The sequence below is a fragment of the Stenotrophomonas sp. STEN225 genome, from assembly GCF_056756445.1.
In genome coordinates, this window is the sequence record NZ_JBRRBV010000005.1 from 170,027 (window position 1) to 196,139 (window position 26,113).

General features: G+C 69.1%; 16 protein-coding genes. 12 read left to right on the top strand and 4 right to left on the bottom strand.

Annotation, left to right across the window (positions count from 1 at the left end):
* Positions 1 to 35 precede the first annotated feature (35 nt).
* From ACVOJ1_RS07215 to ACVOJ1_RS07265, 11 genes are all read left to right on the top strand, one after another.
* The gene (locus ACVOJ1_RS07215; RefSeq protein WP_065176118.1) at positions 36 to 584 is read left to right on the top strand and encodes a hypothetical protein; all 549 of its coding nucleotides are present in this window, start codon (positions 36 to 38) and stop codon (positions 582 to 584) included.
* A gap of 143 nt (positions 585 to 727) precedes the next feature.
* On the top strand, positions 728 to 1,288 hold the full coding sequence (locus ACVOJ1_RS07220) for a hypothetical protein (RefSeq protein WP_258012752.1): 561 nt from the start codon (positions 728 to 730) through the stop codon (positions 1,286 to 1,288).
* A gap of 57 nt (positions 1,289 to 1,345) precedes the next feature.
* Positions 1,346 to 1,783, top strand: coding sequence for a type II secretion system major pseudopilin GspG (gene gspG / locus ACVOJ1_RS07225; RefSeq protein WP_111186858.1), 438 nt, complete (start codon positions 1,346 to 1,348; stop codon positions 1,781 to 1,783).
* 54 nt (positions 1,784 to 1,837) lie between these two features.
* Positions 1,838 to 2,698 (top strand): type II secretion system minor pseudopilin GspK, encoded by an 861-nt coding sequence (gspK, locus tag ACVOJ1_RS07230; RefSeq protein ID WP_128988305.1) that lies wholly within the window; start codon positions 1,838 to 1,840, stop codon positions 2,696 to 2,698.
* Positions 2,695 to 3,861, top strand: a complete 1,167-nt coding sequence (gene gspL / locus ACVOJ1_RS07235) for a type II secretion system protein GspL (protein WP_346480218.1) — start codon at positions 2,695 to 2,697, stop codon at positions 3,859 to 3,861. The genes gspK and gspL overlap by 4 nt, the downstream gene beginning before the upstream one ends.
* 17 nt (positions 3,862 to 3,878) lie before the next feature.
* A complete protein-coding gene (gene gspM, locus ACVOJ1_RS07240; RefSeq protein WP_231107808.1) occupies positions 3,879 to 4,385 on the top strand; it encodes a type II secretion system protein GspM in 507 nt (168 codons plus the stop codon).
* Positions 4,382 to 6,757 (top strand): type II secretion system secretin GspD, encoded by a 2,376-nt coding sequence (gene gspD, locus ACVOJ1_RS07245; protein ID WP_346480219.1) that lies wholly within the window; start codon positions 4,382 to 4,384, stop codon positions 6,755 to 6,757. Before gspM ends, gspD begins: the two co-directional genes overlap by 4 nt.
* Positions 6,758 to 6,759: 2 nt before the next feature.
* Positions 6,760 to 8,196, top strand: coding sequence for a type II secretion system ATPase GspE (gene gspE / locus ACVOJ1_RS07250; RefSeq protein ID WP_346480251.1), 1,437 nt, complete (start codon positions 6,760 to 6,762; stop codon positions 8,194 to 8,196).
* 7 nt (positions 8,197 to 8,203) lie between these two features.
* Positions 8,204 to 9,403, top strand: a complete 1,200-nt coding sequence (gene gspF, locus ACVOJ1_RS07255) for a type II secretion system inner membrane protein GspF (protein WP_128988248.1) — start codon at positions 8,204 to 8,206, stop codon at positions 9,401 to 9,403.
* A gap of 212 nt (positions 9,404 to 9,615) precedes the next feature.
* On the top strand, positions 9,616 to 10,791 hold the full coding sequence (locus ACVOJ1_RS07260; protein ID WP_346480220.1) for a substrate-binding domain-containing protein: 1,176 nt from the start codon (positions 9,616 to 9,618) through the stop codon (positions 10,789 to 10,791).
* A gap of 205 nt (positions 10,792 to 10,996) precedes the next feature.
* Positions 10,997 to 23,395 carry a filamentous haemagglutinin family protein gene (locus ACVOJ1_RS07265; protein ID WP_346480221.1) on the top strand — a complete coding sequence of 4,133 codons (12,399 nt, stop codon included), beginning with the start codon at positions 10,997 to 10,999 and terminating at the stop codon, positions 23,393 to 23,395.
* Positions 23,396 to 23,616: 221 nt separating this feature from the next.
* On the opposite strand, the gene ACVOJ1_RS07270 is transcribed toward ACVOJ1_RS07265, so the two are convergent.
* Genes ACVOJ1_RS07270 through gspH form a run of 3 tightly spaced genes read right to left on the bottom strand, consistent with a single transcriptional unit; the run spans position 23,617 to position 25,033 of the window.
* Positions 23,617 to 24,231: a prepilin-type N-terminal cleavage/methylation domain-containing protein gene (locus tag ACVOJ1_RS07270; RefSeq protein ID WP_180875282.1), complete on the bottom strand. Its 615-nt coding sequence runs from the start codon at positions 24,229 to 24,231 to the stop codon at positions 23,617 to 23,619.
* Positions 24,228 to 24,587 (bottom strand): type II secretion system minor pseudopilin GspI, encoded by a 360-nt coding sequence (gene gspI / locus ACVOJ1_RS07275; RefSeq protein ID WP_414487427.1) that lies wholly within the window; start codon positions 24,585 to 24,587, stop codon positions 24,228 to 24,230. Before gspI ends, ACVOJ1_RS07270 begins: the two co-directional genes overlap by 4 nt.
* Positions 24,587 to 25,033 carry a type II secretion system minor pseudopilin GspH gene (gene gspH / locus ACVOJ1_RS07280; protein ID WP_346480222.1) on the bottom strand — a complete coding sequence of 149 codons (447 nt, stop codon included), beginning with the start codon at positions 25,031 to 25,033 and terminating at the stop codon, positions 24,587 to 24,589. Before gspH ends, gspI begins: the two co-directional genes overlap by 1 nt.
* 115 nt (positions 25,034 to 25,148) lie before the next feature.
* Between gspH and ACVOJ1_RS07285 the strand changes: the two genes are divergently transcribed.
* Positions 25,149 to 25,607, top strand: coding sequence for a general secretion pathway protein (locus tag ACVOJ1_RS07285; RefSeq protein ID WP_053516310.1), 459 nt, complete (start codon positions 25,149 to 25,151; stop codon positions 25,605 to 25,607).
* Between the two features lie 7 nt (positions 25,608 to 25,614).
* On the opposite strand, the gene ACVOJ1_RS07290 is transcribed toward ACVOJ1_RS07285, so the two are convergent.
* Complete coding sequence (locus tag ACVOJ1_RS07290; protein ID WP_197600049.1) at positions 25,615 to 25,950, bottom strand: hypothetical protein; 336 nt, start codon at positions 25,948 to 25,950, stop codon at positions 25,615 to 25,617.
* Positions 25,951 to 26,113: the final 163 nt, after the last annotated feature.

Here is a 26,113-nt window from a genome sequence, read left to right on the forward strand (position 1 = left end):
TCGCGTGGCTGCCGCATGCAAGGAGAAGCCAAGGAATGCGCAACGAGACCATCGGTGTGCTCGACCTGCGACGCAACCTGTCCGCATTGCTGGAGACCACGCAGCGGCGTCCATTGACGGTGCATCGCTATGGATCGCCCTGGGTCTGCGTGGTGTCCGATCCGCAGTGGCAGGAACAGTCCGTGCTGCTGGATTTCGACCCGCAGGGCCATCCGCTGGCTGCCCTGCTGAGGTTGCAGCAGGCGCTGTCGCTGCCGGAGAAGGGCAGCGTATCACCGGCAATGGCGGCCCGCGGTCTGCTGCTGATGGCGATGCATGGCATACAGGGCCTGCCACAGTTGCACGACCAGGTGATCCATCACCGCTTGTGGCACTGGTTTGTGGCCGGTGCGGTGACCGCGATGGACGGATGGCAGTTGCCGGCACTGCGCCAGGCCACGGCCGCGTTGCTGGCCGACGCGGACGCGGCCGGGTTGCTGTCCGCATTTGGCCGACGTCCCGACGTGATGGTGCTGGCACGACAATGCGGCGGCATCGCTCCGTTGCTGGATGCCGATGCCTGCAGGCGCATGACGTCGCTGTGACAGAGCGGCTGAAGCGCAACGCACGGCACATCACGCGCAACGCGCTGTCGCTTCATCGACCCTGCTGACGTCTTCTCCAGAGTACGGCGCATCCGCGTCGTGGAGCGCAGGCAGCGTCGATGGCGGAACGTCGCAGGATCAGCATGCTCGAGCTGGATCGCCACCTGAGCCGGTCGCTGGAACAGGCCCGGCACGCGCCGCTGTGCGTACAGCGCTACGGGCATCCGTGGGTCTGGGTGCTTTCCAGCGACGCCTGGGCGGACGCCGCGCGATGGGCGGCGCTGGACGTCGAGGCGCATCCGCTGCTGGCGCTGCGCCGCGCAACCGATGCGCAACTGCCGGCGTGGCCGGAAGCAGCCATCGCGACGCTGCCCCTGGACATGGACGATGTCCGCATGCTGCAGCGTGCCGCTCTGCTGCTGTGGGTGCAGGCACTGGACAGCGCGCAACGGGTACACGATGACCTGCGCCATCACCAGGTGTACCGCCGCTTCGTCGGCTTCGGCCGTGGCAGCGCCTGGTCGCCGACGCAATGCGTGCGGATCCTGCAGGCCAGTCGCCACCCGCTGCTGCGTCGCTGCGTGGAAGGCGCGTTGGCGGCAGTACCTGCAACGCTGCTGCAGTCGGCTGGCGTGCCGCCGGCGGGCGCCAGCGCAGACAGGGTGGAGCAGCAGCGAATTGCAGGTGGATGTTTATCGTACTGACACATGCGCCGCTGACCATGGTGCAGCGGTCCCTTCCAGGATGACGAGGGCGGAACAATGGCAAGACAGCTTCGTGGTGGCAGGGCCCGGCAGCACGGTTTCAGCCTGATCGAGATCATGGTGGTGGTGGTGATCATCGGCATTCTTGCCGCACTGATCGTGCCGCGCCTGATGGATCGTCCCGATCAGGCGCGGGTGGTGGCGGCACGCCAGGACATCGCCGCACTGATGCAGGCGCTGAAGCTCTATCGCCTGGACAATGGCCGCTACCCCAGCACCGAGCAGGGATTGCAGGCGTTGGTGGCGCCGCCCAAGAGCAGCGGCGCGATGCCGACAACCCCCTATCTGGACCGCCTGCCGAACGACCCGTGGGGGCATCCGTACCAGTACCAGAACCCGGGCGCGCACGGCGACATCGACGTGTTCTCCCTTGGCGCGGACAGCAAGGCCGGAGGTGATGCCGGCAATGCGGACATCGGCTCCTGGCAGCTGTGAGGTCCACCGATGTCGCCTCCGATGGCAGCCTTTCCGTGTCGTCGCCAGCAGGGCATGGCGGTGATCGTCGCGATGCTGGTGGTCGCACTGGTGGCGGTGATCGCGACCGCGCTGCTGACCCGCCAGGCCGCGCAGCTGCGTGCGCTGCGTGGCGACCAGCTGCGGGCGCAGGTACGCATGGCCGTGGATGCCGCGCTGGAGCGCGCGGGGCAGCAGCTTCGTGACGACGCGCGCGAGCAGCTGACCACCGTGCGCGACGGTCGCTGGGCACGGCCGGTGCAACTGGATGCGCCGCTGCCGGTGCGCCTGCAGATGGTGGACGCGCAGTCGCTGTTCAACCTGCGCAACCTGTTGTCGCAGGGCCAACCGGATGCGCAGGCGCGGCAGGCCTTCGTGGCGCTGTGCGTGGAGCAGGGGGTGTCTGCGGCTACATGCAGCGGTGCCGCGGACCACATCCAGGCACGGCTGCGCGACGGTGATCGCGCCGCGCAGGCGCCCCTGCCGCGCGAAGCCCTGATCGGGCAGGCGCTGGCCGATGCCGAGCCACGCGCCGTCCGGGCGTTGTCCCGGCGCACGGTGGTGTTGCCGGCGCAGACGCTGGTCAACGCCAATACGACTGACTTGGCCGTGCTGCAGGCGGTTGCACCCGGCGCTGATCCGGGCCGGCTGCGGGCGCTGGTGGACGAGCGCGATGGCGGCCGCTGGCTGCTCAACCGCGGTGATATTGCCAACCGCCTGCAGGTGAGCAGCGAGCAGATGTCGGTGATGCCGCTGGGCATCCACAGCGAATGGTTCCTGGCGGTCGGACAGGTCCAGGCAGACGACCGCGACGTCGATTTCCGCGCGTTGATCTGGCGTGAGTACCGCGATGACAGCGTGCGCGTGCAGCGTGTATGGACGAGGATCGGCGCATGAGCGTGCAGCTGCGGGTGCGCCTGCCGGCGCTGGATCGACTGCAGGCCGACAGCCGGGTGGAGTGGGCGCAACTGCGACGCGGTGACGTGGCGGCGCATGGCTGCGAGGCGCTATCGGCGTTGGGACAGCGCCATCCGCAGGCACAGGTGCACGCCTGCCTCGATCCGCATGACCTGATCCTGCTGGAACTGCAGCTGCCGCCGCTGTCAGGTCGCCGGCTGCAGGCCGCGCTGCAGGGCGAGGTGGAGGCGATGCTGCTGGACGACCTGCAGGATGTTGCGCTGGCCAATGGGCCGCAGGCGGCTGACGGGACCGTGCCGGTGGCATGGCTGGGCCAGCAGGCCGTGGCCCAGGCGCAGCAGCTGCTGGCGTCGTGCGGCCTGAGCCTGCAGGGGCTGTACCCGACGCCGCTGCTGCTGCCGTGGACGGAGGGGCGGGCCACGCTGGAGGCGAAGGGCGAGCACCTGCTGGTACGCAGCGGGCGCGACCGCGGCTTCGTGCAGTGGAGTGGCGGGCGCGACGTGGCAGCCGTGCTGCAGGCAACCTCCCTGCGCCTGCAGCAGGCCGGCGTGCAGGCCGTGCAATGGGTGCATGCGGTGCCCTCGGGTTGGCCCGGACACCTGCAGACCAGCACAGTGGCCGCGGGCAGCGAGGCCAGCGGCCCGCTGCCGGCATGGGCACTACCGCTGCAGCGCGGCGGACGACGCCTGCCACGAGTGGCGATCGGGCTGGCACTGGCGGCCGCGGTGCTCGCCGCGACGGGCCTGCAGTTGCAGGTCTCGCGCTGGCGCGGCGAAGGTGAGGCGTTGCAGCGGGAAATGACGCGGCAGTTCAGCGCGCAGTATCCGGAAATCACCGAGGTACTGGATCCGGTCCTGCAGGCACGGCGTGCGTTGGCCGCACCGGTGCAGACGGCTCCACTGCCGCGGATACAGCAACAGGTCGCGCTGGCATTGCAGGCGGTTCCGGAGCTGGCCGGCCGCGTTCGCGGCATGGACTACACGCCCGGCGCGCTTGAACTGGAACTGGACGCCGATGCGCAGGCGCTGGCCGATGATGCGCAGCATCTGGAACGATGGCAGCAGGCGGCGCAGGCGCAGGGCCTGCAGCTGGTCCGCCAGGGCGGTGGCCGCCTGCGGCTGAGCACCGGGGGCAGCCGATGAGGGTACGGACTGCGTGGATGGAAGGCGGCATCGCGGCGCTGTCGCAGTGCTGGCGGCGCCTGCAGCTACGCGAACGCGTCATGCTGACGACGATGGTGGGTGCACTGCTGGCCGCTGCGCTGTGGGCATTCTGGCTGGAGCCCCTGCTGAAGCAGCGCAGCTACTGGCAGGTTGAGCTGCCGCGCCTGCAGGCACAGATGCGGGCACTGGCGCCCTTGCTGGACGCGCGCGAGCGCCAGCGCCTGGCCCGGGAGCAGCGGCCGACACTGACCAGCCTGCGTTCGCGGATCGCCGCCGCCGGCCTTGCCGATGCCGTGCGGGTCGACGCGCGCGAGGGACGCTGGCACGTGCAGGTGCAGTCGGTGCCCGCCGATGTGCTCTGGAACTGGCTCCTGCCGCTGCTGGCCGACCCGACCATCGAACTGCAACGACTGCAACTGCAACGCACAGGGGACGCGGATATGCCGGCGGCACGCATTTCAGGAAGCATCGTGATGAAGGCCGTTGCGGGTGAGCTTCGATGAGGTCGATGCGCGGTCTTGCCTGTGGCGCGGTGCTGGCTCTGGTCGTGGGGATGGTCCACCTGCCCGCGCCGGCATGGGCGCAGGATGCCAGCGACGAGCCGGTGCAGTTGAATCTGGTGGATACCGATATCGGTGGCGTGCTGCGGATGGCGGCGCGTTTCACCGGCCGCCAGTTCCTGATCGATCCACGCGTGACCGGCAAGATGACGGTGGTATCGGATGGTCCTGTCAGTCGCGCGCAGGCCTATCAGCTTCTGCTCGGCGCACTGCGCATGCGTGGTTTCGCCGTGGTCGAGAACGGTGGCATCAGCCGGGTCGTGCCACAGGCCGATGCCAAGCTGCTGGGCGGCCGGGTAGGCGGCGGAGCGGCAGGTGGAGAGGTCGCCACACGGACCTTCGCGCTGCGTTACGAGAATGCGGCCGCACTGGTCGCGGTGCTGCGGCCGATGATCAGCCCGGACAACCCGATCACCGCCAACGCGGGCAACAATACGCTGGTCATCACCGACTATGCCGACAATCTGGAACGCATCGCGCGGGTGATCGCCAGCGTGGACACCCCGGCTGGCATGGACACCGACGTGGTCAAGCTGCAGCAGGGGATCGCCGTGGATGTGGCCGCGATGGTCGCACCGTTGCTGGATGCGCAGGGCGCCGAGCCGGGCCAGAAGGTGGTAGTGATGGCCGATCCGCGCAGCAACAGCGTGCTGCTGCGCTCCAGCAGCCCGGGGCGCACGCGGTTGGCACGCCAGCTGGTGGAGAAGCTGGACCGGGCACAGGACGAGTCCGGCAACCTGCATGTGGTCTATCTGCGCAATGCACAGGCCACGCAGCTGGCGGGCGTGCTGCGTGGCGTGGTGGCCGGGCAGAGCGACGCGCAGGCGATGGGCAGCAGCGAGGGCATCACGCCGCTGCCTGGCGGGGCCGCTCGCAGCGCGCCGACGCAGCCGCAGCCGCAGCAGGCCGGGGCCACGGGCAATGCGCTGCCGTCGCAGCGGCTCGATCCGGACCGGCGCGACCCCGCTGATGCCGGCAGCAGTGGCTTCAGCCAGAACGGCATCTCCGTACAGGCCGATGTCGCTACCAACACGCTGCTGATCTCGGCGCCGGAGCCGGTGTACCGCAACCTGCGTCGGGTGATCGACCAGCTCGACCAGCGGCGCGCGCAGGTGCTGGTGGAAAGCCTGATCGTGGAAGTCAACCAGACCGATGCCGCTGAACTGGGGGTGCAGTGGATGTTGGGCAATGGCCGCACGTTCGCAGGCACCCACTTCGGTGGTGCGACCGGCGGCAGCGGCCTCAATGGCACAGCGCGCACCACGCTGGACGTGCTGCCGCGCGATGGCCTCAACGTGGGCGTGATCGATGGCACCATCACGCTGCCGGGCGTGGGCCAGATCCTCAACATGAAGGCACTGGCCAACGCGCTGCAGAGCAAGGGCGGTGCCAACATCCTGTCCACGCCGAACCTGATGACGCTGGATAACGAGGCCGCCAGCATCATGGTCGGCCAGACCGTCCCATTCGTCAGCGGCCGCTATGTCACCGACGGCGGAGGTGGCAGCAACAATCCGTTCCAGACCATCGAGCGTGAGGACATCGGCCTGAAGCTGCGGGTGCGCCCGCAGATCTCCGAAGGCGGGACGGTGAAGCTGGACATCTATCAGGAAGTGAGCAGCATCGACGGGCAGAGCTCCAGCAGCGAGGGCATCATCACCAACAAGCGGGCACTGGACACCAGCGTGCTGCTCGACGACGGCCAGATCATGGTGCTGGGCGGCCTGCTCGAGGACAGCGTCAGCCACGGTCGCGACGCGGTGCCGGGCCTGGGCCGGATTCCGGTACTGGGCGCGTTGTTCCGCAGCGACACGCGCAGGCGCGCCAAGACCAACCTGATGGTGTTCCTGCGACCGCACGTGGTGCGTGACCCGGCGGCCGGCCAGCGCCTGACCCGCGATCGCTACGACTACATGCGCAACGCCCAGGCCGGTGCACAGCCGGTGCAGAGCTGGGCATTGCCGGCGCTGTCGGCGCCGCAGCTGCCGCCACAGGACCTGGGTACGCTCGGCCAAGGCAACGCGCGCGACGGCCAGGGGCGACCATTGCAGAACACCAGTCTGGCCGCCCTGTACCCGACCGGCGAGGGCACTGCGCAACATGTGCAGTTCGCGCAGGGCCTGGACCCCGCACGCGCCGCGCAGGCGGTGGCGCAGGTGCGGGCATTGGGGCTGCAGGCGTACGCAGAAGCCACACCCGGCGCAGCGGGTCAGCGCCTGCGGGTGCGACTGCCACGCGATCCGGCACAGCTGGACCCGGCCCTGCAGCAGCTGCGGGGGTTGGGATACACCCCGGAACTGGTGATCGGGCCGTGACCGTGGCCAACGATCTGCGATCACTGCCGTATGCCTGGGTGCGCAGCCACGGGGTGATGCTGGCCGACACGGGTGATGGGCCGGTCCTGCTGGGCACCGCCGAGACCCCGGCCTGGGCTGTCGCCGAGCTTCGCCGCCGGCATGGACCCCTGCCGTTCCAGCAACTGGACAGTGCGGCCTGGCAGCAGCGGCTGGGCGAACAGTATCGTGACGGCGGCGACGCCGCGGCGGTCGTCGGCGCGGCGGAGAGCGAAGTCGACCTTGACCGGCTGATGCAGGACATGCCGGAGATCACTGATCTGCTGGATGCACAGGATGACGCGCCGGTGATCCGCATGATCAATGCGCTGCTGGCACAGGCCGCGCGCGATGGCGCCAGCGACCTGCACATCGAGCCGTTCGAGACCCATTCGGTGGTCCGCTACCGTGTCGATGGCACGCTGCGCGACATGGTGCAGCCGCGGCGCGCCCTGCATGCCGCCCTGGTGTCGCGCATCAAGATCATGGCGCACCTGGATATTGCCGAGAAGCGCCTGCCACAGGACGGGCGCATCGCCCTCCGCGTAGGCGGCCGGCCGCTGGACATCCGCGTGTCCACCGTGCCGACCGGGCACGGCGAGCGCGCGGTGCTGCGCCTGCTGGAGAAGGATGCCGGCCGGCTGCAGCTGCAGCGCCTTGGCATGGCCGACGACACCCTGGCCACGTTCACCGGCCTGATCCGCCAGCCACACGGCATCGTGCTGGTCACCGGCCCGACCGGCAGTGGCAAGACCACCTCGCTGTACGCAGCGCTCGGCCAGCTCGACAGCGGCACCAGCAACATCCTCACCGTGGAGGATCCCGTGGAGTACGACTTCGCGGGCATCGGCCAGATCCAGGTCAATGCGCGTATCGGGATGACCTTCGGCACCGCGCTGCGCGCGATCCTGCGCCAGGATCCGGACACCATCATGATCGGTGAGATCCGCGACCTGGAAACCGCGCAGATCGCCGTGCAGTCGTCACTGACGGGTCATGGCGTGCTGGCCTCGCTGCATACCAACGATGCGATCTCGGCAGTGACCCGGCTGGCAGACATGGGGGTGGAGCCGTTCCTGCTGGCGTCTTCGCTGCGCGGTGTGCTGGCACAGCGGCTGGTAAGGCGCCTGTGCATGCAGTGCCGGCGCGCGGAGGTCGACGCCGACGGTCGCACGGTGTGGCGGGCAGTGGGCTGCGCAGCCTGCGCACACAGCGGCTACCGCGGGCGAACCGGCATCCATGAGCTGTTCGTGGTTGATGATCGGGTGCGCGCGCTGATCCATGAAGGGCAGGGCGAGCCCGCGCTGCGCCAGGCGGCACGGGCCGCCGGCATGCGCAGCCTCCGCGAGGACGGCCAGCGCTGGGTCGACAGCGGCCTGACCACGCTGGAGGAAATCCTGCGCGTCAGCGGCGACGGTTGACGCGACGATGGCGCTGTTCGACTACCAGGCCGCCAACGCGCAGGGACGCATCGAAAAGGGCCAGCTGGATGCCGACAGCCCGCGTGGCGCGCGCCAGCTGCTGCGCGGGCGTGGGCTGACGCCCGTGCAGGTCAGCCCCGCGCGCGGCGCAGGCGGGGGCTGGGGAACACGCCGGCTTTCAGCGAGCGAACTGGCCTGGGCCACCCGCCAGCTGGCCAGCCTGCTCGCCGCCAGTCTGCCGCTGGAGGGCGCATTGAGTGCCGTCATCGAGCAGGCAGAGCGACCGCATGTGGCCCAGGCGCTGACCTCGGTGCGCGCCGATGTGCGTGCGGGTCAGCGCTTGACCGTGGCCCTGGCGGCCCGGCCGCGCGACTTCCCGCCGATCTATCGTGCCCTGGTCGGCGCCGGCGAGGACTCGGGCGACCTGGCGCGGGTGATGGAACGCCTGGCCGATTACATCGAGGAGCGCAATGCGCTGCAGGCCAAGGTGCTCACGGCGTTCATCTATCCAGCGGCGATCAGTCTGGTATCGGTGGCGATCGTGATCTTCCTGCTCAGCTATGTGGTGCCGCAGGTGGTGACAGCGTTCGTGCAGGCACGGCAGACACTGCCGATGCTGACCCAGGTGATGTTGGCCGCCAGCGCGTTCGTGCGCAGCTGGGGTGCATGGACAGCGCTGGGCATCGGCCTGCTGGTTGCGGCATGGCGGCTGGCGTTGCGCCGCACCGATCTGCGCCTGCGCTGGGATGCGATGCTGCTGCGCGTACCGGTGATGGGGCGCTTCGTGCTTGGCGTGAACAGTGCGCGCTTCGCCTCGACGCTGGCCATCCTGCTCGATGCCGGCGTGCCATTGCTGCGCGCGCTGGAGGCAGCGCGGCAGACACTGGGAAACACGCTGCTGGTGCGCTGCGCCGAGGATGTTGCCGCGCGCGTGCGTGAGGGCGCGGCACTGGGCGCTGCGTTGAAAGTGCAGAAGGTCTATCCGCCGATCCTGGTGCATCTGGTCACCAGTGGTGAAAAGACCGGCACACTTGCGCCCCTGCTGGATCGCGCCGCGCAGACCCTCTCGCGCGAGATCGAGCGGCGCGCGATGGCACTGACCGCACTGCTCGAGCCGACCATGATCCTGGTGATGGGCGGGGTGGTGCTGACCATCGTGCTGGCGGTGCTGATGCCGATCATGGAAATGAACCAGCTAGTGCAGTGACGGGCGTGCGGCGCACAGGCCACGCTTCTCCACACAATCCTCCATACCTTTTTTCGATCTTCCACAGGTTTCTTAAGCGGCCTGTCATCGGCACGGACGAGCATGAGCCTGTCGTCGCGGAGCGGGCTGGGAGGCCCTCAGCGACAGCAGGCGTGTAGTGACCGTTCCTCCCTTGGCGTTTCCCTTCGCAGCAAACCCTTCAGGAGAAGATCATGTACAAGTACAAGACTCTGGCCGCGCTGGTTGCCACCGCGCTGCTCGCCACTGCCGGCGCCGCGTCGGCGCAGACCGTTACCGGCGGTGGTGCATCGCTGCCGGCCGACCTCTACAAGGGACAGGCTGACAGCATCCTGCCGGCCAACTTCAGCTACGCCGTGACCGGTTCGGGCACCGGCAAGAAGGCGTTCCTGGAGAACAATTCGGCGCTGTTCTCGACCACCGGCACCGTGCATTTCGCTGGCAGCGACTCGGTGCTGAGCGCGACCGAACTGAGCACCTACACCACCAACCACAACCAGTCGACCAATGCCAACCGCTACGGCGCCCTGATCCAGGTGCCGTCGGTGGCCACCTCGGTGACCATCCCGTTCAACAAGCCGGGTTCGGCCGTCAACCTGAGCGTGGCGCAGATCTGCGGCGTGTTCTCGGGCGCGATCAGCGACTGGTCGACCATCGACGCCAACCGCAGCGGTCCGATCCGTGTGGTCTACCGCACCGAAAGCAGCGGCACCAGCGAAATGTTCACCCGCTTCCTGGCTGCCGCCTGCGCCGCTGAGCCGGCTGCGACCTCGAACCTGGTCGGTGGCACGTTCGCCGTGAAGTCGACCTTCGCCGACCTGTACAAGCGCGATGCCAACAAGAACCTGCCGGCGTTCCTGGTCGCCGCGCCGGCCACGGGCGGCACCTCGCTGTACAACGCTGTCTATGCGGCGGATGGCCGCATCGGCTACGTCGGCCCGGACGTGATCCCGAGCCTGACCGATGCGACCAAGGTTGCCAAGGTCAAGGGCTTCTCGCCGGACCAGGTGAGCGTGCAGGCCACCCTGGATACCGTCGCTCCGCCGACCGGCACCGCTGCCGAGAACCCCGCCAACTGGGTGCCGGTGTTCGGCAACCCCTCGGCCGGCTATCCGATTGCCGGCTACACTAACCTGGTGATCGGCCAGTGCTACAAGGATTCGGCAGTTGCCACCAGCCTGCGCGGCTTCCTGGCCCGTCATTATCCGGCGACCTACCCGGCGGCCTACGAGGCGTCGATCACCGGCCATGGTTTCATCCCGCTGACCAAGGCCTGGCGCGATGCGATCCGCAACCGCTTCGTGCTGGCCAGCAGCGCAGCCGGCCTGAACAATCCCAGCACCTGTGCGGGCATCGGCCGTCCGCTGTAATCCGCAGCACCGCGTGAACCCTGTTTGACCCGGCGCCGGCCCCTGTGGCCGGCGTCGCCATTTCCGCCGTGCGGCGTGCAGCGCCATCGCCCCCTGCACGCTGTCGGCTTCATGTCATGCGAACCGTCTATCAGTGGCAGGGCATGCGTTGCGCGTGTCTCCGATCACCGCCGCCAGTGCGGTCCACCAGGTTGATGAGGTTACGATGTCGCACCCGCTCCCGTCCGCTGTTCATCCGGCCGCGCCGATGCGCCGCAATCATCCGATGGCCTGGGCCATCGCGGTCGCACTGGGAAGCGTGGTCGCCCCGGCCAGCCAGGCCCAGCAGGCTTTCAGCCCGGCCTGGTTCGCCGAGCGCGGCGCAGCGCAGGGCGCTGCGAGCCAGAGCGGGCGCATGCCCAACGGCGTGCCCATCCAGTTCCAGTTGCCGGCCCAGCAGCAGGATGCTGCGCGGCAGAAGCTGCAGCAGTCGATCGACAATCTCGGCACCGCCGCGCAGGCCATCGCCCTGCAGCAGCGCCTGCAGGATCAGGCGCGGCAATCGCGGCGGGAGGCCGGGTTCATCGTTGCCGACGGATTGGGCAGGGACGGGTTGAAGGTCGATGAGAATCCGTTGACCCGGGGCTGGATCAACGCCCGCGAGGCGATCCAGTCACAGGGCAGTGACGGACGTGTCCAGGTCAGCATCGAGCAGACCGCGGACAAGGCGATCCTGAACTGGGAGAGCTTCAATGTCGGTCAGAACACCCACCTGAACTTCGTGCAGAGCCCGGACTGGGCCGTGCTCAACCGGATCAACGATCCGAATGCGCGGCCCAGCCAGATTCTTGGCCAGCTCACCGCGGGCGGCACGGTGTTCGTGGCCAACCGCAACGGCGTGGTGTTCGGCAACAACAGCCAGGTCAACGTCCGCAACCTGGTCGCGGCGGCGGCGCGCATCAGCGACGGCCAGTTCCGCGACACCGGGTTGTACAGCGCGGATACGAATACGGCGGCCCTGAGCGATGCCGTTGGCAAGGTGATGGTGGAGCGGGGCGCACGTATCGCGACCCACGAGCCGACCAGCGCCACGCGTGGCGGCGGTTACGTGCTGCTGGCGGGACACAGCGTGGAGAACGCCGGCCAGATCGAGGCACGAAAGGGCCAGGTGCAGCTGGCGGCGGGCGACAGTTTCGTGATCCGGCGCGGCGTTGGCACCGCAGCCAATACCAGCTCGACCACGCGTGGCAATGAAATCGCGCCGCGCTTCATCGCCGACAGTACCGCGGGCAGCGTGCGCAATACCGGCCTGCTGCGTGCCCGCGAGGGTGACGTGACCCTGGCCGGACGCAACGTCGAGCAGGCCGGCGTGGCCGTGGCCAGCACGACGCTCGCACAGCGCGGCACCGTGCATCTTCTGACCTCGGCCAGTGATGCCGGCAGCACCGTCACGCTCGCCGATGGATCGACCACGGCGGTGCTGATCGAGGACGATGGCAAGGCCACGGCACTGGACACCCAGCGCGACAGCCTCATCAGGGAATCGGCAGAGCAGGATGCGATCCGCGCGGGTGCGCGCTCGGCAACCTTCGACAATCTCTCCCAGCACAACGACCGACGCGACCAGTCGCGGGTGGAGATCGTCTCCGGTGGCAACATCCATTTCCGCCCCGATTCGCTCACGGTTGCCACGGGCGGCCAGGTCATCGCCGACGCGGTGGCCCGCAGCTACGTCGACGATGCAGCACGCGTGGACGTGTCGGGTGCCGTGGGCGTGCAGGTCTCGATGGAAAGCAACAATGTCCAGATCAAGGTGCAGGGCAACGAACTGCGCGATGCGCTGGACAACCGTGACAGCGGCAAGCTGACCAGCAGCGAGGTCTGGGTCGACCGCCGCAGGCTCATCCACGTGCCAGCCGGAACCGGGGGCTACGACGGTGAGCGCTGGTATGCCGCAGGCGGCCTGCTGGAAGTGGGCGGCTACCTCGACAACCAGGGGCATTCGATCGGCGAATGGGCCGCGCAGGGAGGCACCGTCCTGCTGGGTGGCAGTGAAGTGATCACGCATGGTGGGTCACGCATCAACCTTGCGGGTGGCAGCCTGGATGTGCAGAGCGGCGTGATCCGGCAGAGCTGGGTGCGCGGCGTGGATGGCCAGGTGTACCGCCTTGATGACGCACCGGCGGAGATGCTGTTCGACGGGGTGTACAACGGCCATGAGGTGAAACAGGAGCGCTGGGGCGTCACCGAGACGTTCCGCGATCCGGTCGTGTTCGCGGCGCAGCGTGTCGACAACGGGTATACGGTCGGCCGCGATGCAGGACGCCTGATCGTCTCCGCCCCGACGGCGGTGCTGGACGGCCACGTGGAGACCGCCACCTTCCAGGGCGCGCAGCAGAACCGCCGGCCCGATGCCGCACTGGACGGCTATGCACAGGCGCAGACGGCAGCAGCGCGCAACGCACAGCTCTACCTCGGGCGTTATGACGGCCAGGGCCGCAGCGGCGTGTTCGGTTCGGACGTGCGCGTGGATGACAAGGCGCCGAAGACGGCGGCGTGGTCACTGCTGGCACCGGTCGGGGAAGAGCGACGCGACACGGTGTGGCTGGACATCGCAGAGTTGAGTGCCCAGCAGTGGGGGCGGATCGATCTGGCGAGCGCCGATCGCATCAGCATTGACGGCCGCCTTCGGTTGCAGGCGGGTGGACAGCTGAATCTGACCGGCAGCGAGGTGGAACTGGCGGGCGACATCGGCATTGCCGGCGGCCAGCTGTCGGCGGGCAACCTGCTGGAGGTGCAGGGCAGGCCGACGGCACTGCTGCACGATGGCCGCGCACGCACCGTTATTGCCGACGGTACCCACATCGATCTTGCCGGTGAATGGAGCAACGCAGCGTTGGGAGAGCCACTGGATGCGGGTGGTGCCTGGACGGATGGCGGCCGCTTGAGCCTGAGCAACAGCCATGACGTGAGGGTGGGCGCGGGGGCGACGGTCGACGTCGAGGCCGGCGCCGCGCTGGACCTGCGCGGCAAGGGTCGTGTCGGCAAAGGGGGCAGCATCAGTCTGCAGGCGAACAGCAGCACGGTGGCAACGGACGGCAGCGGCCGGGTGCAGCTGGGCGAGGGCAGCCGGTTCAGTGGCCTTGGCCAGGGCAGCGGCACGTTCTCGCTGGGCACCGGTGGCCGGGTGCGGGTAGGCGATGCGGATCCGGCCGATGCTGCCGTGCTGCAGATCGATGCCGGCCTGTTCGGCAGCGGCTTTGCCCAGTACGACATCAATGGCCATCAAGGGCTGGAGGTTGCCGATGGCACGCAGCTGGCAGCGAGCATGCCGGGCCTTCGGGTCACCGCGGACGCGCGCGCCGCGACGGACCGGAAGGATGCACTGGAGCGCTGGCTGGCACCGCTCTACAGTGCCGATCCGATGAGCGGGCTGGTCCGCCAGCGCAGCGGTGCCAGCGTGAGCCTGCGCTCGGATCGCAACAGCGTCGGCGGCGACCTGCGGGTGGGCAAGGCCGCGCTGATCGAGGTCGACCCGGGGCAGGCGATCTCCCTGCTCGGCGCCGGCAACATCGACGTGGAAGGTACGTTGCGTGCGCAGGGGGGACGCATCAGCATCGACGATGTGCGCCTGCCGACCACGCTGTATGCCGGGCAGCGGATCGAGCGGACCTGGCGGTTCGCCGACGGTGCGCTGCTGGATGTCAGTGCGGATGCGGTGTCACTGGCCGATGCCGGTGGCCGCCTGCAGGGACAGGTGCGGGCCGGCGGGCGCATCGAGATCGGCGGCGCGCTCGACTGGGAGAGCTCTGCGTCGGTGGACAACCGTCCGCCTGAAGCCTTCGTCGTGCTCGAGCGTGGCGCGCAGCTGCGGGCAGCAGGCGCCTCGGCGCCGCTGGATGTCGACGGGAAGGGACGGACCCGGGTGGACAGCGACGGCGGGCAGATCGTGCTGCGTTCGGCCAACGCTCTGTACCTGGACGGCGCAATGGATGCCTCTGCCGGCGGCAGTAGCGCGCGTGGCGGCACCTTGGGCGTAGCCTTTGGTGGCAGCGTTCATGCGCGCGGTGCGAGCGAGGAGGTACTGCGCGCGCGTGGCATCACGCTCAGCCAGCGCAGCCCGGTCGACGCGGTGCTGCCGGACCGGCTGGAGTACGGGCACGCGGCGCTGTCGGTGGAGCAGATCCAGGCCGGTGGCTTCGACACCCTGTCCGTGTTCGGTGACGTCCGCGCGGAGGGCGATGTCGACCTGCGCATGGGCCAGAGCCTGCGCATCTACGGACAGGGGCAGTCAAGCCTCGGCATGGCCGTGGCAGCACCGCAGTCCAGCGGCATTTCGCTGAGTGCTCCGCACCTGCTGCTGGCACAGTCGCACTGGCAGTCGCTGCCGGGTGAGAACCTGGTGGTTACCGATACCGTGGCGTCGGCTGCGGAAGGCGACCACGTGCTGTCGGCGAGGGCTGATCTGATCGACATCCGTGATGTCACCTGGCTGCCCGGCTTCTACCAGGTCGTGCTGGACAGCCGCAGCGACGTGCGGCTGCTCAACGCGGTGTCCAACGGCGGATCGATCAGTGCGTTGATGGCGAGCGGGTCGATGGACGTGAGTGCCGCCCGCCTGTACCCCACCTCCGGTGCGACGGGCTACCTCGTCGCGGGTGCGTCTGCGGCGACCGTGGCGACGCCCGGATACTGGTCAGATCCGGATGCGGTGCTGCGCATCCGGGGTACCGGCACGGCGGCGGCCACTCCGCCGGAGTCAGCGCTGGGCGCGTTGCAGCTGGTGGCAGCGACCGTGCAGCAGGGCGGAAACGTGCAGGCGCCGATGGGGGCGCTGCAACTGGGCGGCCTGATCCTGGGCGGCACACGTGCCAGCCGGGTGGAGCTGTTGCCGGGCAGCATCACCTCCACCAGTGGCGCAGGTCTGGCGCTGCCCTACGGCGGTACCGTGGACGGCGTGTCGTGGAGAAGAGGCAGCAGCAGCCTGGAATCACTGACGCCGGGTGGCATTGCGTCCAAGGGCGTGACCGTAACCGCCAACGATGTGGATGTGCATGCCGGTGCGCTGCTGGACGTGTCAGGTGGCGGCGAACTGACCGGCGCGGCATTTGTCTCAGGCCGCGGTGGCTCCGTCGACGTGCTGCGCACTGCGCTGGCCGATGCCAACCCGCGCTATGCGTTCAGTGCCTCCGGCAACCCGGTGTACGCGATTGTGCCGGGACGTGCCGGCAGCTTCGCACCCAGCAGTGATGATGGCTTCTCTGCTCCAGCGGTGGGCCAGCAGATCACCGTACCCGCCGGCGTTCCCGGCCTGCCTGCGGGGACCTACACATTGCTGCCGGCCAGCTTCGCGCTGCAGCCGGGTGCATTCCGCGTCGAACTGGGCGCGACGGGAACCTCCGGCGTACCGCAGCCGATCCAGACCGGCACCGGGACCTGGCGCGTGTCCGGCCAGCAGGGATCGGCACTGGGTGGGGTGGCGTCGCCGCTGCTCACCGACATCCTGCTGACGCCGGCGGCGGTGGTGCGCCGGCATTCCGGCTACAACGAAACCAGCTACAACAGCTTCGTGCAGGCCACCGCCGACCGTCGTGGCGAGGCGCGCGGCTGGCAGACCATCGATGCGCTGGGGCTGACCCTGGCACTGGGTGAAGGCGCTGGCCGCGAGGGAACCGCGGCCATCGACTTCGCCGGCACGGCGCGCTTCTCCGCGGCCAATGAAAAGGGACGCGGCGGCACCCTGTTCGCCACGCTCGCCAGCCCGGCCGTGGGTTCGCTGGAGATCGCTGCTGCCGGCAGTCCGTCGCAGGCGCACGATCGTGGCGCGACCTTCACCGACGACGCACTGAATGCGCTGCGGCCGGAACGCATGGTGATCGGCGGACAGTTCAATGAGACGGCTTCGCTGGTGGCGGTGTCCGGCGCGGTGCGCGATGTGGCGATCCGCTCCGGTGCGACCCTGCAGGCGCCGGAGATACTGGTGGCTGCGGCGTCCGGTGGCAGCGGCATCCTGGTCGAAGCCGGGGCGACACTCGATACCTTGTCTTTCGCACGCGACACCGCGTCCGCGCCGACCGTGCCCTATCAGGTCAATGGCGGCCTGCTGGCCGTCTCGAACCAGCGCCTGAACCTGATCACCGGTACGACCGGCGTGGCGGCAGGGCCGGTCGCGATCGACATCGGCGGCTGCCAGACGGACTGCGAAGGCGAGGCACGGCTGGTATCCGATGGCAGCATCGGGGTGGCCACCGATGGCGTGCTGCAGATGCGCGATTCCGCCCGTTATGGCACGCGCCAGCTGGGCGTGAGCATGGCGGCGCTCAACCTCGGCAGCGCCGAGGCGATCGCGCAGGCAGCGGCCGCAGGGGCGTTGCCAAATGGCATGACCATGAACCAGTCCGTGCTGCAGCAGCTGCTGCGCGGCAATGATGCCACCGGCGCACCGGCGCTGGATACGCTGAGCCTGGTCGCACGCGATTCGGTCAACGTGTTCGGCAGTGTCGACCTGGATGCGCGCGACAGTGCCACCGGCCGCGGTGGCCTGCAGACGCTGGTGCTGGGCGCGCAGGCCATCCATGGCTATGGTGCGGCGAGCGACCGTGCGCGCATCCTGGTGGACACACTGGTCTGGGACGGTTCGCTGGCGGCGACGCAGGCACCGGGCAGCGATGCGTCGGCGCCGCCGGCCGATCCCATGGTGGACCGGCTCGGCGCGGGGCAGCTGGATATCGTCACCCGCAACCTGCAGCTGGCGCGCGCGCCGTTCAGCCGTCCCAGCTCCGAGGTGCCCGCGAGCCGCCAGATACTCGGCTTCAGCGCGCTCAACCTCAGCGCATCCGGGCAGCTGCTGTTTTCCGCGCAGGGCACGCTGGACGTGTACCAGCAGCGCGGTGACTATCTCGCGGACAAGGGCTGGCAGTACAGCGGTGGCAGCATCGGCATCGACACGCCGCTGCTGACAGCCGATCCCGGTGCGCAGCTGCGGGTGCGGACCGGCGGCGACTTCCGTCTGCAGGGCGGCCGCGGCACGACCGGCGGCGACGCGCTGGGCAGCGAACTGAGCATCGATGCGCAGCGGATCGCGCTGGACAGCACGATCGCACTGGCCTCCGGCCGCCTGTCAGTGAACGCGCGCGACGGCATCGCGCTCGGCGGCCAGGCGGCGCTGGATCTGGCGGGACGCAGGGTTACGCTGTACGACGTGGACAGGTACAGCTGGGGCGGCGACGTGCTGCTGTCCAGCGATGCGGGTGACGTCAGCACTGATGCCGCCTCACGCATCGATCTGTCGGCGCGCAACAACCGCGGCGGACGGCTGACGGTGAACGCCCTGGCCGGGCGGGCCGATCTGGCCGGTGGCATCGAGGGGGCTGCCAGTGGCCGTTACGACGCAGGTGGCACCGTGGTGCCTTACGACGGCGCAGACATCGTGGTTCGCGCCGGCACGTTGCAGGACTTCGCAGGCCTGAACCAGCGCTTGAACGCGGGCGGTGTCACCGGCGGGCGCACGTTCCGGATCGGTGAGGGTGATCTGCTGATCGGTGACGAGGTGAAGGCGCGCAGGGTCGACATCAGCCTCGACGCAGGCAGCCTGCGCGTAGCGGGGCGCATCGACGCCAGCGGCGAACAGGTCGGTGCGATCCGCCTGTACGCACGTGACGGTCTGCAGGTGGAGGGAACGCTGGATACGCATGGCACCGGCCTGCGCGTGGACAGCCAGGGCAAGATCATCGACAGCCCGAACCGGGCCACGATCGAACTGGGCAGCGCCGCCGGCGGGATCGACATCGGCGCCGGCGCTCATCTGGACCTGCGCGCGGGGACGGCTGTGGCGGTGGGCGGCGGCCGCGGGCAGAACGACGGCGTGGCCCGCGGCACCCTGAAGATCGATGCGCCCCGCATCGGCGGCAACGATGCGGCGATAGCGGTCGCCAACGGTCTGCGCGTCGAAGGTGCGGCCGATATCCAGGTCAATGCGGTGCGACGCTATGAGGACGCGCCCTTGGCGGACACTGTCGACGTCAACGGCAACCGCGCGCAGCGCGTCACCCAGCAGTGGCTGGACCAGATCGTCGATCCGGACAACCGCGCGTGGATGGACGGCGCGCTGGCCAATGCGGATCTCCGACAACGCACGGCTGCGCTGGGCACGCATCGCCTGCGCCCCGGCGTGCAGGTCCTCGCCCGCCGCAGCGAGGCCAATCCCGGAGGTGACCTGACCGTATCCGGTGACATCGACCTGTCCGGCTACCGCTATGGGCCTGAGGCCGATCGCAATGATCCGGCGCGGCGCGGCTTCGGCGAGTCGGCGTCGCTGGTGCTGCGCGCGGAGGGCAACATCAACGTGCACGGCAGCATCAACGATGGCTTCGCGCCGCCACCGGCCAATCCGGACGAGGCAGGATGGCAGTTGCATGAGAGCCGCAACGGCACCGCCGGTCACACGCCGTTCGGCGGCGATCTGGTGGTGCCGGTGGAGGGCGTGAAGCTGCAGCCCGGTACGGAGTTCCAGGCTGGTACCCGCCTGAACTATGACGTGCCGGTCGAATCGGTAACGCTTCCGGTCGGTACCGTGCTGCCCGCGCCGATGGTGATCTCGCAGAACCTGCGCCTGCCCGCGGGCACGGTGCTGGGTGCGGCGGTGACCACCGACTCCGGGCAGACGCTGGCGGCGGGCACCGTGCTGCAGGAGCCGCTGGTGCTGGCGGCCGGTGCGCGACTGGGGGCTGGCTTCCGCCTGCGCAGCGATGTGCAGATGGCCGCCCAGGACTGGCCGGCCGGTGCGATGCTGCCGGTGACCCTGCGCCTGGCACGGGAAGTCGAGCTCAAGGTAGGCGCGTACATTCCATCGCTGACCAAGGTGGAGCTGCCCGGCGACGCATCGGTGAACCTGCGTCCTGCCGACGCCAACGGCAACCAGGGACGCAACTGGGCGCTTGCCCCGATGCTGGCCGAAGGTACGACATCGTGGGACATGACACTGGTGGCGGGGGCTGACAGCGACGCCGCGGATCCGCGTTCGCGACGCTGGGGAAGCGACGGCAGCGTGGTGCTTGCCGATACCCATCAGGGCTCGGTCGGCACCGTGACGACCGAGATCATCTGGGTGGGCGACCGGGTCCTGACCGAACAGGCGTCACTGGACTGGATGGGCGACACCTCCTATGCCGGCCGTCCGATTTCCGAGCTGGCAGACATGTTCGGCTTCAGCGAGGATGAGTTCTGCGCGCTTTCCGATGGCTATTGCGGCCCCGCGCCGCGACAGGTCGCCGCGCAGGGTTCGCTGGATTTCTGGGGCGATGAATCCTATGTCGGCACGCCGGCAAAGGACTTCGCCGAGCTGTTGGGCATGACCGAGGACGAATTCTGCGGAATGGCACCGGGCTACTGTGCCGGCGGTGGCACCCAGACCGAGGTCACCACCTACGGCAAGCGCGCCGGTACACCGGCCTGGAGTGTCCTGCGCACCGGCAAGGGCGACCTGGAACTGCTCGCGGCGGGCGACGTTGCGATGAAGTCCGGGTTCGGCGTCTATACCGCCGGTACGCCCAGCTCACTCGGCGAGGGCCGTGACGCCGCGTTTGATTCACCGCGCGCGGCGGCGCCCTGGAACACCGCGCTGCTGGGTGAGAACCTGGTGCCGGGCAGCTATGACGCCGCAATCGCGGGATACCAGGCCTGGTATCCCGATCATGGCGGCAACCTCCGCGTCGAAGCCGGGCGCGATATCGTCGGTGATGTCTGGACCGCGCGCGCGGAGTCGGGCAGCAGTGAACGCGATCAGGCGCAATACTCCAGTGCCGCGGTCGGCAACTGGCTGTGGCGGCAGGGGACCGGCAGCACGACCGGCGTGGAGCCGGTGCCGACCAGCTGGTGGGTGAATTTCGGTACGTACACCAACGTGTCGGCCATCGCCGGCAGTACCCCGCGGATGGTGGGCTTCACCGGCTTCGGCACATTGGGCGGTGGCAACCTGATGTTGGAGGCCGGGCGCCACGCCGGCGTACGCGATGCGATGGGTGACGCGCTGGGCTCGCTGACGGCGCCGCATTCGAGTGCAATCATCGCTGCCGTGGGATCGACCGGCCGTGTCAGTGATGGCCAGCTGCACCTGACCGGCGGAGGTGACCTGCAGCTGCGCATCGGTGGCGCGCTGAACCCGAATCTGCAGGCGACGATCTCCAGCCTCAATCCATCGAGAGCCGCACAGAATCTCGACCTCAACGGGACGTTCAGCAACCTGCGTGGCAGCCTGCTGCTCGATGCGGGCCGCATCGGTGCAATGGGTGTCACCCTGGACAGCTACGGGACGCTGGGCCAGCTGCGTGCGGCCGATCTGTTCGCCGCCGACGCCGCCCGCCCGATGGGCGGGCCGGTGCTGGTGCTGGGCGATGCGGTCGCACAGCTGCAGGCGCGGGGCGATGTCGTGCTCGGCGGCGTCGCCGATGCCGGCCGGGTTCCACTGGCCAACTACAGCACGGTGGTGCAGGACAACGGCAGCCGCGCTGCGGGCAGCACCTGGTTCTCCCTATGGACCGACGCGACCGCCGTGGACCTGTTCAGCGCCGGTGGCGACCTGGTGCCGGGCCTTGCCGGGCCGGAGAACGTGACCGGCAGCAATCTGTGGCCCGAGCAGGTTGCGCTGGCACCGGGCAGCCGGGAGGAGCTGCTGAACTACTGGCTCTATCCTTCGCGCTTCAGCGCCGTTGCCGCCCAGGGTGACATCAAGCTGGACCGGATCAGTGCCGTGACGGGGACGCAGGATGTGATCCTGCTGGCGCCCTCGGCTACCGGGCGGCTGGACGTCCTGGCGGGCGGCAGCATCTTCGCCCGCAGCGGCGCGACCCAGATCACGCGCTCCGGCGCGGATGCGCGCATGCCGGGGCCGTTCGACCCCGCATTCGTTGCCGAGCAACGCGATGCCAGCGGTAATGTGACGCGCCCGCGGCACAACCTGTCGGTCGATGGCAACATCGCCTCGCCGGAGGCATCGCTTCCGCTGTTCGCGTTCGGCCCCGGTACGCCGTTGTCCACGGTCTCCGCGGCACTGGCACCAAGCCGCTTCTACGCCGTGCAGGGCGACATCATCGGCCTGGCGACAGGCGCCCAACGCACGCTCGACGGCACCGCCTGGCAGCGCACGCAGCTGAACTGGTTCGAGGCAGCAGGCGCGGTGCAGCTGCGGGCAGGGCGGAACATCCTCGGCGTGTCGATGACCGCGTTGAACAGCGCGCCCACCGATATCACGGTGGCGGCGGCGGGACGTGACATCGTGCATCTGGACGCGACGATCGCCGGCCCTGGCAACGTCGAGATCAGTGCCGGCCGCCAGCTGCGCCAGGAAGAGGCGGGCAGCATCGTCAGCCTCGGTGGCATCGTGCAGGGTGACACCCGTCCGGGTGCCAGCATCGCGCTGACGGCCGGCAACCAGCAGATCGATTTCGCGGCCGTGCGTGCCCGCTATCTGGATCCCGCAAACCTGGCCGATCCCGCGCAATCGCTTGCGTCGCAGCCGGGCAGGGCAGTCAAGGTCTACGACCAGAAACTGAAGCAGTGGCTGCAACAACGCTTCGGCATGGCCGCCGATGGCGAGGCAGCGCTGGCTGCGTTCGATGCGTTGCCGCAGGAACAGCAGCGCATCTTCCTGCGCCAGATCTACTACGCCGAGCTGCGCGAAGGCGGACGCGAGTACACCGATGCGGAAGGGCCGCGCTTCGGCTCCTATCTGCGCGGGCGCGAGGCCATCGCCACGCTGATGCCGGACAGGAATGCGGCCGGTGCGACGATCGACCGAACCGGCGATATCGTGATGTACGGTGGCTCCGGTGTGCGCACCGAGGCGGGCGGCAACATCGAACTGATGGCACCGGGAGGCCAGATCGTGGTGGGTGTACAGGGGGTGGTGCCGCCTGCCAGTGCCGGCCTCGTCACCCAGGGGCAGGGCGATATCCGCCTGTTCAGCCAGGACAGCGTGCTGCTGGGCCTGTCGCGGGTGATGACCACCTTCGGTGGCGACATCCTGGCGTGGTCGGAACAGGGCGACATCAATGCCGGTCGCGGCTCGCGCACCACGCTGTTGTACACACCGCCACGGCGCATCTATGACACCTGGGGCAATGTGATCCTGTCGCCCCAGGCGCCGGCCAGTGGTGCGGGCATTGCCACCCTCAATCCGATCGCGGAAGTCGCGCCGGGCGATGTGGATCTGATCGCGCCGCTGGGCACCATCGATGCGGGCGAGGCGGGCATCCGTGTCTCGGGGAACATCAATCTGGCCGCGCTGCAGGTACTCAACGCGGCCAACATCCAGGTGCAGGGAGACAGCAAGGGCCTGCCGGTGCTGGCGTCGGTGAACGTCAACGCGCTGGCTTCGGCCAGCGCCGCCGCCAGCAGTGCCAGCCAGGCGGCACAGGATGTGATCCGCAAGAGCCAGGAGGATGCCCGGCGCAACCAGCCTTCGGTGATCAGCGTGCAGATCCTGGGCTTCGGCAACGCCAGCAGCAGCATCAACCCGCCGGCACGCGGCACGACCGCGGCCAGCGGCTACGACGTAGACAGTGCTTTCCAGTTCCCGCAGGCCCGCGAACCGCAGGCGCGTGGAGAGGGTGGCACACAGCGTCGATAGTTGCCGGGGGTGATCCACGCGGTGCGTGGCGATCCGCAATCGGGCCCGCTGCCACGGAGCGGTGGCGGCCCCCGCCAGGACGGCACGGAGGGCAGGGAGCAGCCATCGGCGGTGAGGAGCACCCACAGGCGCCACCGGGCGCGGGACAGCGCCCGGTGGCCGGGATGGCGGACGCTGCGCCCCGGATGACGTGGGTCGACGGCGTGCAGCTGCGTCTGCGGCTAGAGTTCAAGGACGCGACGGTAGCTCAACGGACCGCGGCCATCACGCAGCCGCAGCCTCAGTTCCAACCCGGTGGCCGGCAGCAGCACGCCCTGACTGGGCAGCGTCGTCCAGCCGGCGCCCGGCTGCCAGGCGCGCACATCGAAGAACTGGACATCGTGCGCCACGGCCAGCCCGCGTGACTGCTCAGGTGGCGGCAACGGATAGCGATCCGATGGCGGCCCGCTGGCCCGCCACAGGGTATTGCCCTGGCGCCACCAGCGCACCCGCTGCCAGCGCAGCCCGTCGCTGCCGACGCTGCGGGTGATCTCCAGCGCGAAGCTCCCGTCGGCCTGCCGTTCGCTGACCAGCGCCGGCGGCAGCAGCCGCTGTGGCTCGTCAGCGGGGCGTACCGCACCATTCATCAGGGCATCGTCCGCACGCATCTCGATGTCGCGCTGGAACTGCTGCAGCACCCGCAATGCGGCATTGGTGCCTGCATCAGCCTGGCGCAGTCGCTGGTCACTGGTGGACACGCTGTCCAGCGCACGCCAGCAGATCACGGCCAGCACGCCCATGAGGGTGATCGCGATCATCACTTCGATCAGGGTGAAGCCCTGCACGCGCCGTTTCACGGTGCAGCGGTCCATGGCAGCAGCATGCGTGCCAGCGACTGTGTCGGTGCATCCTCCGCCACCACGATGAGCTCCAGCAGCGGCTGCCCGTCGCTGCCGCTGCCCAGATGCTGCCGCACCAGGAAGCGGCTGCGACCCTGCACGCAGCGCTGCTGCACATCCGCGGGCGGTTGCGCGGCCAGCCGCAGTTCCTGCCAGCGGTCCTGTGCGCACAGCAGTGCCAGACGTCGGTCGCGCAGCCGCGACTGGTCATCGGTTGCCACTGCCACCGAGCGCATCACCGCCGCCAGCGCGACTGCCACGATGGCCAGTGCGATCAGTACCTCGATCAAGGTGAAACCCCGCCGCGGCCGCATCACTGCACGACCTGCAGCTGTCCACTGCCGTCGTCGCGAAGGCGCAGCTGTCGCCCCTGCAGCGACAGCGCCAGCTCCCACGGCACGCCGATCCATTCCGGACTCAGTTCGATGGCTGCCGCCGGCTGTACGGCGATGCCCGGGCTCTGCCACCGCTGGGGGCGCAGCAGGTCGTCGCGCTGCACGTCGGTCCAGCGGTCGCCCTCGCGTCGGCTGAAGCGGTAGCCCTCGGCATCCGCCTGCCAGCGGAGGCTGCGGCCATCGATGCGGGCCTCATCGCGTGCCACCTGCAGGCGTTGCGCCAATCGCTCGCCTTCCTGACGGAGCTGGCGCGCAGGATCGAGCAGTGTGCCCAGGCCCAGGCCGATGGCCGTTGTACAGATGCCGATGATGACCAGCACCAACATCAGTTCCAGCAGGGTGAAGCCGCGCGGGATGCGCCGCATCGACATCGCCTCCTGTGCCTGCCGATCGCGGACAGGGTAGCGGCGGATGATGAAACAAAAGCGTCAGCGGCGACTGCTAGCGTGGTGGCCGTCAATGTCGACGAAGGTGCGGAACATGGACGGCAGGCGCTGGGATCGCAATCACCTGCTGACACTGCTGGCGGCGACGCTGCTGCTGGCCGTGATGGCCTACTGGGGCATTGCCCTGTTCGCTGCAGGACCACCCGCGGCGGCCAGCGCGGTAAGGCCGTCGACACCGGCCCGGCCACCGTTCGACGCTGCGGCCAGCGCTCCGCTGGTGCGGCTGCTGTCACCGGGTGCGATCCACACCGAGGTAGTGGTGCTGGGTGTGATGGCCAGCGCGCACGCACCGCTGGCACTGCTGTCGGTCGATGGTGGCGCGGTCGATGCCTATGTGCCGGGGCAGCGCCTGGGACCGTCCACGGTACTGGCCGGCATCGGCGCGGAGACCATCGAACTGCAGCAGGCGGGGCGGTCGCGCAGCCTGCCGGTGCCCGCGCTGCCGCCCGTTCCTGCCGATGGCATCGTGCCTGCCGCTGCGGGGCGGCACTGAGGCGCGATCAGCGAGAGGGGCGCTGCGGTGTCACCGCGCGACCAAAGGCGTCGCCCATCCGTTGCCGGGTGCCTTCCAGGTTGTACTGCATGAGCTGGTTGCCGGGCTGCCGCATCAGCCGCTCCGACTCGGACAGGCGCGGTGATCGTGCACGTGGCGGTGCCGGTGCGAGCCTGCGCTGCAGACATTCCCAGGCCGGAATGCGCTCTCCGTTGACCTGCACGTCGATGCAGGGCGGTGTGTCCGCGCGCGTTGCGCGGTCATCGGCGTGCGCAATCGGCATCGCGATGGACGCGAGCAACGCCACGGCAGGCCAGCGCCATGCAGTCAGGATCATGCTCATCTCCTATCTCCCGCCACCCCATGTCGGCTGCTTCATGGACGGGTGGCGGGCGCAGTGTCCGCCTGCGCGCATTCCGCCGCCGTCAACAGATGACAGTGCTGTCACAAAACTGTTGGCGGCTTTGACGCGCCCTGCACGTCCTGTGGGTAGACCCACGCGCCGC